Annotated in this window: 5 protein-coding genes; all 5 read left to right on the forward strand. The window is 71.9% G+C overall.

Going from position 1 to position 6766, the window contains the following annotated elements:
• Nucleotides 1-11: 11 nt before the first annotated feature.
• The 5 genes from ACFQUZ_RS13985 to ACFQUZ_RS14005 all read left to right on the forward strand — a co-directional run bounded on the left by ACFQUZ_RS13985 (nucleotide 12) and on the right by ACFQUZ_RS14005 (nucleotide 6273).
• Nucleotides 12-395 (forward strand): TadE family protein, encoded by a 384-nt coding sequence (locus tag ACFQUZ_RS13985; RefSeq protein WP_377442014.1) that lies wholly within the window; start codon nucleotides 12-14, stop codon nucleotides 393-395.
• The gene (locus tag ACFQUZ_RS13990) at nucleotides 392-838 is read left to right on the forward strand and encodes a pilus assembly protein TadG-related protein (RefSeq protein ID WP_377441985.1); all 447 of its coding nucleotides are present in this window, start codon (nucleotides 392-394) and stop codon (nucleotides 836-838) included. The genes ACFQUZ_RS13985 and ACFQUZ_RS13990 overlap by 4 nt, the downstream gene beginning before the upstream one ends.
• Before the next feature lie 32 nt (nucleotides 839-870).
• Nucleotides 871-4230, forward strand: a complete 3360-nt coding sequence (locus ACFQUZ_RS13995) for a BTAD domain-containing putative transcriptional regulator (RefSeq protein WP_377441987.1) — start codon at nucleotides 871-873, stop codon at nucleotides 4228-4230.
• A complete protein-coding gene (locus ACFQUZ_RS14000) occupies nucleotides 4227-5420 on the forward strand; it encodes a DUF2637 domain-containing protein (RefSeq protein WP_377441989.1) in 1194 nt (397 codons plus the stop codon). The genes ACFQUZ_RS13995 and ACFQUZ_RS14000 overlap by 4 nt, the downstream gene beginning before the upstream one ends.
• A gap of 283 nt (nucleotides 5421-5703) precedes the next feature.
• Nucleotides 5704-6273: a hypothetical protein gene (locus tag ACFQUZ_RS14005; protein WP_377441991.1), complete on the forward strand. Its 570-nt coding sequence runs from the start codon at nucleotides 5704-5706 to the stop codon at nucleotides 6271-6273.
• Nucleotides 6274-6766 lie beyond the last annotated feature (493 nt).

Below are 6766 nucleotides of genomic sequence, written 5' to 3' on the forward strand. Positions count from 1 at the left end.
TCAGCGTCGAGATGGCGCTGAGCTACGTACCCCTGATGGTCCTGGCCGCCCTCGCGGTGGTGGCGTGCCTGCGCCTGGCCTCGGCCGCCATCGACGTCAACTCCGCTGCCGCCGCGGCGGCCCGCCAGGCGTCCCTCGCCCGCACCCCCGGCGAGGCCCGCGCCGCAGGCGCCGATGGCGCCTCCGCCACCCTGGCCGGGCGGGCCTTCACCTGCCAGCCGTCCTCCGTCACCGTCGATCCCGGCGCGTTCGTCCCCGGCGGGCAGGTCAGCGCCACCGTGGCGTGCACCGTCCGCCTCGAAGACCTCTACGGCCTCGGCCTGCCCGGCACGATCACCATCCGCGGCACCTCACACCAGCCCCTCGACACCTACCGCGGGACAACGGCGCCATGAGCCGGCTGCGTACCCGCCTGCGGCAGGCCCGCCACGACGACCGAGGCCAGATCACCCCGTGGACGATCTTCGGCGTCGTTCTCGTCCTCGTCCTCGCCGGCCTGGTCCTCGACCTGGGACTGGGCATGTCGGACAAGGTGCGGCTGCTCGACGTCGCGCAGGGCGCCGCCCGGGCCGGCGCCCGCGAGATCGACCTCGCCACCTACAGGGCCACCGGCACTGTCCAGCTCCAGCCCGCCCAGGCCGCCGCAGCCGCGCGGAGCTTCGCCCAACAGGCCGGTGTCGACGGGCAGGTCACCGCGTCCGCCACCCCCACCGCCGTCACCGTCACCATCAGCGGCACCCGACAGACACAGCTGCTGCACCTCGTCGGGATCAGCGCCCTGCCGGTGTCCGCGACCGCGACCGCCAGCCCTCTGACCGGCGTCACCGCACCGAACTGACCAGGACCACCACGCCACGACCGGGAGCCCCAGTGTTCGCATTCCTCGCCGCCACCGCCCGCCGGCTGGCCGGACTCGGGACCCTGGTGCTGCTCACCGCCGGCGTGCCGTACGCGCTCATCCGATACGTCGGCTGGCCACTACCCCGCCAGGCCCCCACCTGGCAGGACGTCGGCACCGCCCTCACCTCACCACTGACCGACGCCATGCTCGGCAACGCCGTCGTGTGCCTACTCTGGGCGGCGTGGGCGGCGTTCATCTGGTCGCTGATCGCCGAGGTCGCCGAAACCGTCACGGGCATCCGCCTGCCGCAACCCCGAGCCATCGCGCCGGCCCGCGGGCTCGCCGCCATCCTGGTCGCCGCCATCACCGGCGGCGTCCTCGCCACCGCCGCCCAGGCCGCACCAGCCCTCACCCAGCCAGCACAAGCGACAACCGCCCACACCAGCGCCACCGCCCCGGCTTCGGCGACTGCCGTGCCCAGCAGCACCGTGCGGCTGGTGAGCACGGATGGGCACCACACGCAGACCTGGCAGACAGCCGCATCGACGTCCGCCCTGGCGCACATGGGGGATCCGGTGCCGGCCCGGCTGGTAGCTGGCCACGTGACGCTTGTGTCGTCCGGGCAGACCTACACCTGCGAGGTGCGGCGCGGGGACACCCTGTCGAAGATCGCCCAGCAGTGGCTCGGCGACGCCAACCGGTGGCCGGAGATCTTCGCCCTCAACCGGGGCACCCACTTCCGCGACATCGGCGGCACCCTCACCAACCCGAACCTGATCTACCCCGGCTGGACCCTCGAACTGCCCGACGACGCCACACCACCAGCCGGCACACCTCGAACCCCGCCACCCGCCGACCCCCCGGCAGCAGGCCCCGAACAGCCGACACCCGGCACCGCCGCGCCCCCGCCGACACCACCGAGCCAACCCACCCAGCCGCCACCCGACGCGCCGTCCGCGAGCCCCTCGACAGGCCCCACCACCCCGGCACCGCACGACGGTGACGACGGCATAGTCCACGTCCCCTCGCCGCCGGTCTCCACCTCGCCCGCTGACCCGCCGTCGGCCTCCGGAGCCTCGACGAAGCCCCGCCCCTCGGTCGACGGACAGCAGACACCCGGGCCGCGAACGAAGGCGTCACCCGGTGTCTCGCTCGGCACCGGCAGCTGGCTCGACGCCGGGCTCGTCGCCGCGATCCTCGCGGCCGTCGCCCTCGTCTGGGCCCACCGCCACCGCCGCTACACCCGCCGCCCACTGTCGGCCGACCTGCGCCTGGACGACCCCGACGTGGCGCCCATGCCGCCCGTGGTGAACCAGATCCGCCGCCGCCTGCACCACGCCACCACGGCCCCCACCGACCCGGCCGGCTACGAAGGTCCGGACGACGACCTCGGGCTGTTCACCGACCCCGACGGCACCGAAGCAGACGACACCACCTCCATACCGGACGGCCCTGACACCTCCGATCAGGACGCTGACCTTCTCGACGACGACCGTCCGGAGATCGCCGGGCGGCACGACAAGACCGGCACCCTCGACGACGCCGGTCTCGACGACGAGGACGACGACGAGAAGCCGGCGCCTGTCGCGAACCCGAGCGCAGAAGACGACACTGCGCTTCGCCCGGTGGTGCCGTCGCTGGCGCACCCGCTCGCCGCGGTCTGGCCGCCCGCCGGCCTGGGGCTCACCGGTCCCGGCGCGGAGGCCGCCGCCCGCGGGTTCATGGCCGCCGCCCTGGCCGCCGGGGGCCTCGACGCACCAGAAGACCGCACCTGGCTGGTCATGCCGTCAGCGACCGCGGCGACGCTGCTCGGCGCCGGTGCCGTCGCGCTGCCCCGTACCCCGCGGCTGACCGTCACCGGTGGGCTGGACGAGGCACTCGACCTGCTCGAGGCGCAGACCCTGCACCGCAGCCGCATCGTCTACGCCCACGAGGTCGACACCGTCGCCGAGGCCCGCGCGGCGGACCCGACCGGGGAGCCGATGCCGCCCGTCCTGCTGCTGGCCGACGCCGACACCCGCCACCAGCGCACCCGCATCGCCGCGCTTCTCGCCCAGGGCCAACGCCTGGACATCCACGGCGTACTGCTGGGCGCCTGGCCCGACGGCGACACCGTCGTCGTCGCCGCAGACGGCACCACCAGCCGCGCCCAGGGGGAAGGCTCCCGCCACGGTGGCCACCCGGCCGACATCGGCCGACTGGCCGTCCTCACCCCGTCCGAGACCAGCGACCTGCTCGTCACCCTCGCCGAATCCCACACCGGCCAGCCGCAGGCTCCCGCCCCGACCGAACCCGTCACCACCGCCCAAGCCACGACAGCCGCACCCGATGCGCAACCTTCTCCGGACACCGAGCCGGCGCCACCCGACGTCCCCGTCCGCGAGGGTGACCACCTGCCGGCATCCGGCCCCGAGCCCGTGCCCGCCGCCCCGACAACAACAGCAGGCAGCGCCAGCAGCGAGACCGCCCCGGCCACAAAGGCAACTCCGTCCACCGACGCCCATGCCGGCGGCGCGGACACTGCCCGCGATGGCGCGCCCCCGCCCGCCGTGGAAGAACCGGACACCGACGACGCGGCCGAGAAAAGCCAGGAGACCAGCCACGGGCGGGTGCAGGTCACCGTCCTGGGCGCCGCCACCATCGTCGACGTGCCGCCCGGGCCGACGCTGCGCAAGAAATCCCTCGAAGTGCTCGTCTACCTGGCCGTGCACGACGGCGACGCCTCCGCCGAGGCGATCCTCGACGACCTACTCCCCGACGCCCCCGCCAACAAGGCACCTGGCCGGCTCTACACCTACGTGTCGGACCTGCGCACCATCATGCGCCGCACCGCGGGACGCGGCACCTACCTCACCCACCCCCGCCAGCGGTACGTCCTCAACCGTGACGCCGTCGACGTGGACCTGTGGCGCATGCGCGCCGCGATCCGCGACGCCAACCAGGCCACCGACCCAGCCGAGCGCCGCGCCGCGCTGCGCCGCGCGGTCGACACCTACCGCGGACACCTGGCCGACGGCGCCGACTACGAATGGATCGAGCCCTACCGCGAAGCCGTCCGGCAGCAGGCACTCGACGCCTACCTCGCCCTCGCCGACGCCCTCACCGACAACCCCGCCGAACAGCTCACCGTCCTCGACGCCGCGATCGGCCACAACCCGTACGCCGAAGAGCTGTACCAGCAGGCGATGCGGGCCCGCGCCGCGCTCGGGCACCTCGACGCCATCCGCAGCCTGCGCCGCGCCCTGACTCGCGCCCTCGGCGAGATCGACGCCGAACCCAGCGACGACATCATCGCCCTGGCCGACGAGTTGGTCTCCCAGGTGCAGCGCCCCGCCCGCCGACCAGACCTGCGGCCGGCGCCCCGGCCCGGTGACGGAGCCGCCGCGTGACCGCCACACCGCTACCCCGGCACACCTCCGCCCGTACCCCGGAGGTAGCGGAGGTCGACACGCGGCACCTGATCCGGCTGCGGTGGGCCGTGCGGGCGGTGCTCGCCCTCGGCGTCGCCGCGTCGATCGCGGCGAACGTCCTACACGCCCGGCCGAACCTCATCAGCCAGGTCATCGCCGCGTGGCCGCCGCTGGCGCTGCTGCTGACCGTCGAACTCATATCCCGGGTGCCCGCGGACCGTCGCGGCCTGGCCGCCGCCCGGCTGATCGCCGCCGCCGTCATCGCCGGCATCGCCGCCTGGGTGAGTTACTGGCATATGGTCGGCGTTGCCGCCCGGTACGGCGAAACCGACGCCGCCGCCTCCTACCTGCTACCGATCTCCGTTGATGGGCTGGTCGTCGTGGCCAGCATCAGCCTGGTCGAAATCGCGGGCCGGATCCAGACCCCCTCCGTCAGCCGGGCCGACGGCCAGCAACCCGCCACCACGCCAACGGAGACGCCGTTCCCGACGGTCGAACCCCCGAGCCTGAAGGCACCGGCCCTCGCATCAGGGCCGCCCCATGCAGCGCAGCAGGCCCGAGGCTTCGACGTATCGCCGACGGACAGGCCGGAGGCTGCGATCCGCGGCGACGAGGGCGAGCGTTCGAACGCGGACGCCACCGGGCACTCGCCGACCGATGGGCGCGACACCGAGGAAGTTGCACCTGAGCCCTCGCGGGACGATGCACGGAACCACGAGGACGCTCACCTCGTCCGGACCGGTAACGACGCCTCGGCGTTCCCGCACACGGCGCCGTTGCGGGGCACTGACCTCTCTCACCCCGACACGGACCGGTCCGGAAGCAGCAGGTCCCGCCCCACCGGCTCTTCAGTCGCGCCGGTCGAGAACTCCGACGAGCAGGACAGAGTCAATACTCCGGGCGCTGCCCAAGAAATTGAACCGGACCCCCTCGAGAGCCAGGAACATGACCCCGAACCGGACGACGGTACAAGCAGCGCAGAGGTGCCGCCCGACACCGCCGGGGCCGTGGCCTACTGGCACCGCCAGGACCCGTCCCTGCACCCAGCCGACATCGCCACCAGAATCAGCCGGTCCGAGCGCACCGTCCGCCGGTACTGGCCGCCCGTGCCGCGAACCGCGAACGGACACGACACCAGGCGTGTCACCGAGCAGGTTGGCGCTCCCTGACCGCCGCCGTCCGGCGGCGATCAGGCAGCCCGCCGGCGTGCAGGCGCGAGTACAGAGCACGGATGCGCTAGGTGAGGCAAGCCCTCTCAGCTTCGGGATCTGTCGAGAAGGGTGCCCTGATTCTGGCGTCGCCGGCCGGTTCAACAAGCCCGCCGTCCACCATGCGCGCTTCGAGACATGACCTAGCGGCGCCGAGGCCGCCATGCTTAACGTCTTACAACAGACGCTAGCTTCTTCTGAAAGTCTTAGATAAGATCCCAACGTCTTGCGAGGAGGGGTGCCAGTGATTGCAGTGAACATTCGACGATCAGGCGACGACGCGTCGACGCCCGAGCAGGTACGCGAGGCGGCGGCCGGCGACTGGGTATTGAGTAGCCGGACACTCGACGTGTATGGCGACGTCCTGCTCGCTGTACGCAACGGCCGCGTCCGTGGCGCGTTCGACATCCTGGGCTGGGAGCCGGTCGATCACGGCCGGGTCCGATTCGACTTGCGTGAGTCCGATGAGTATTCCTGGCTGGTGGGAGGGGAGAGTCCCGTGAAGTGGAAGCAGGGCCAGAGCAACCCGGTCATGTACCTCGATACCGATGACGTAGGCGAGGAGCCTCCGAGCGGCGCCGTTGCTCAAGCGGTCCGGCCGCGCCGCGGCGTCCATCGAATTGTTGTGGAGACTCGGGGACTGTCAGACGAGCAGGCGGCACAACTGCACCACACGCTGATCACCGTGGCAGGGATGACCGGCGGGCTGCACAACTACCGCGCCACTTCGCTAGTGCGGGAGATGGTGGCCGCGCGGGAAGCGTTGTCGTATGACTATCGGTCAGCGAACAGCCCGAAAAAGATCTCAGACTGAGCGGGCAAGGGGTCGGGCCAACGACCATGAAATCACGGTTGTTGGCCCGGCCCAGGTCTGCCGATGTTTGAGTACGTGCACTGCGGCTGGTCCCAGGCGGCCGAAGTTGGCTCACGGACCAGCAGCGCCCGAGTCAGTGCTTACCCGGCCGCCCTGCTTCGCCGAACGACGAAAAGGCCGCCTTCGCACTCGCTCCCCGGCGAACCGCGCCGGGGAGCGCGCATTCACCGGCACCGAATGACTGGGTGATGGTTTGTTGATCTCAGCGATGGCGCCGGCGACGACACCGTGCCCGTTGATATTGCCCTGCGGGTCCTCTCCTGTCTGGGATCCGGGCGCCGCGGAGGCGCACGAATCCCAGACAGGATGCGGCAGGGATGTCCCGTTACAGGGGCGAGGGTCTGTCAAGTTAACGGCTGATCTTGGTTGTTGAGGTGGTCAGTTGTTGGCCGGGGTGAGCCGGCCTTCGAAGGCGATCTGGAAGGCGTTCAGG

Source organism: Plantactinospora sp. GCM10030261 (assembly GCF_042666615.1).
Taxonomy (GTDB): Bacteria; Actinomycetota; Actinomycetes; order Mycobacteriales; family Micromonosporaceae; genus KBS50.

Bases quoted from the DNA above. Each gene is read 5' to 3' on its own strand.
- ACFQUZ_RS13985 (WP_377442014.1), top strand. From the start codon at position 12: ATGGCGCTGAGCTACGTACCCCTGATGGTCCTGGCCGCCCTCGCGGTG.
- ACFQUZ_RS13990 (WP_377441985.1), top strand. From the start codon at position 392: ATGAGCCGGCTGCGTACCCGCCTGCGGCAGGCCCGCCACGACGACCGA.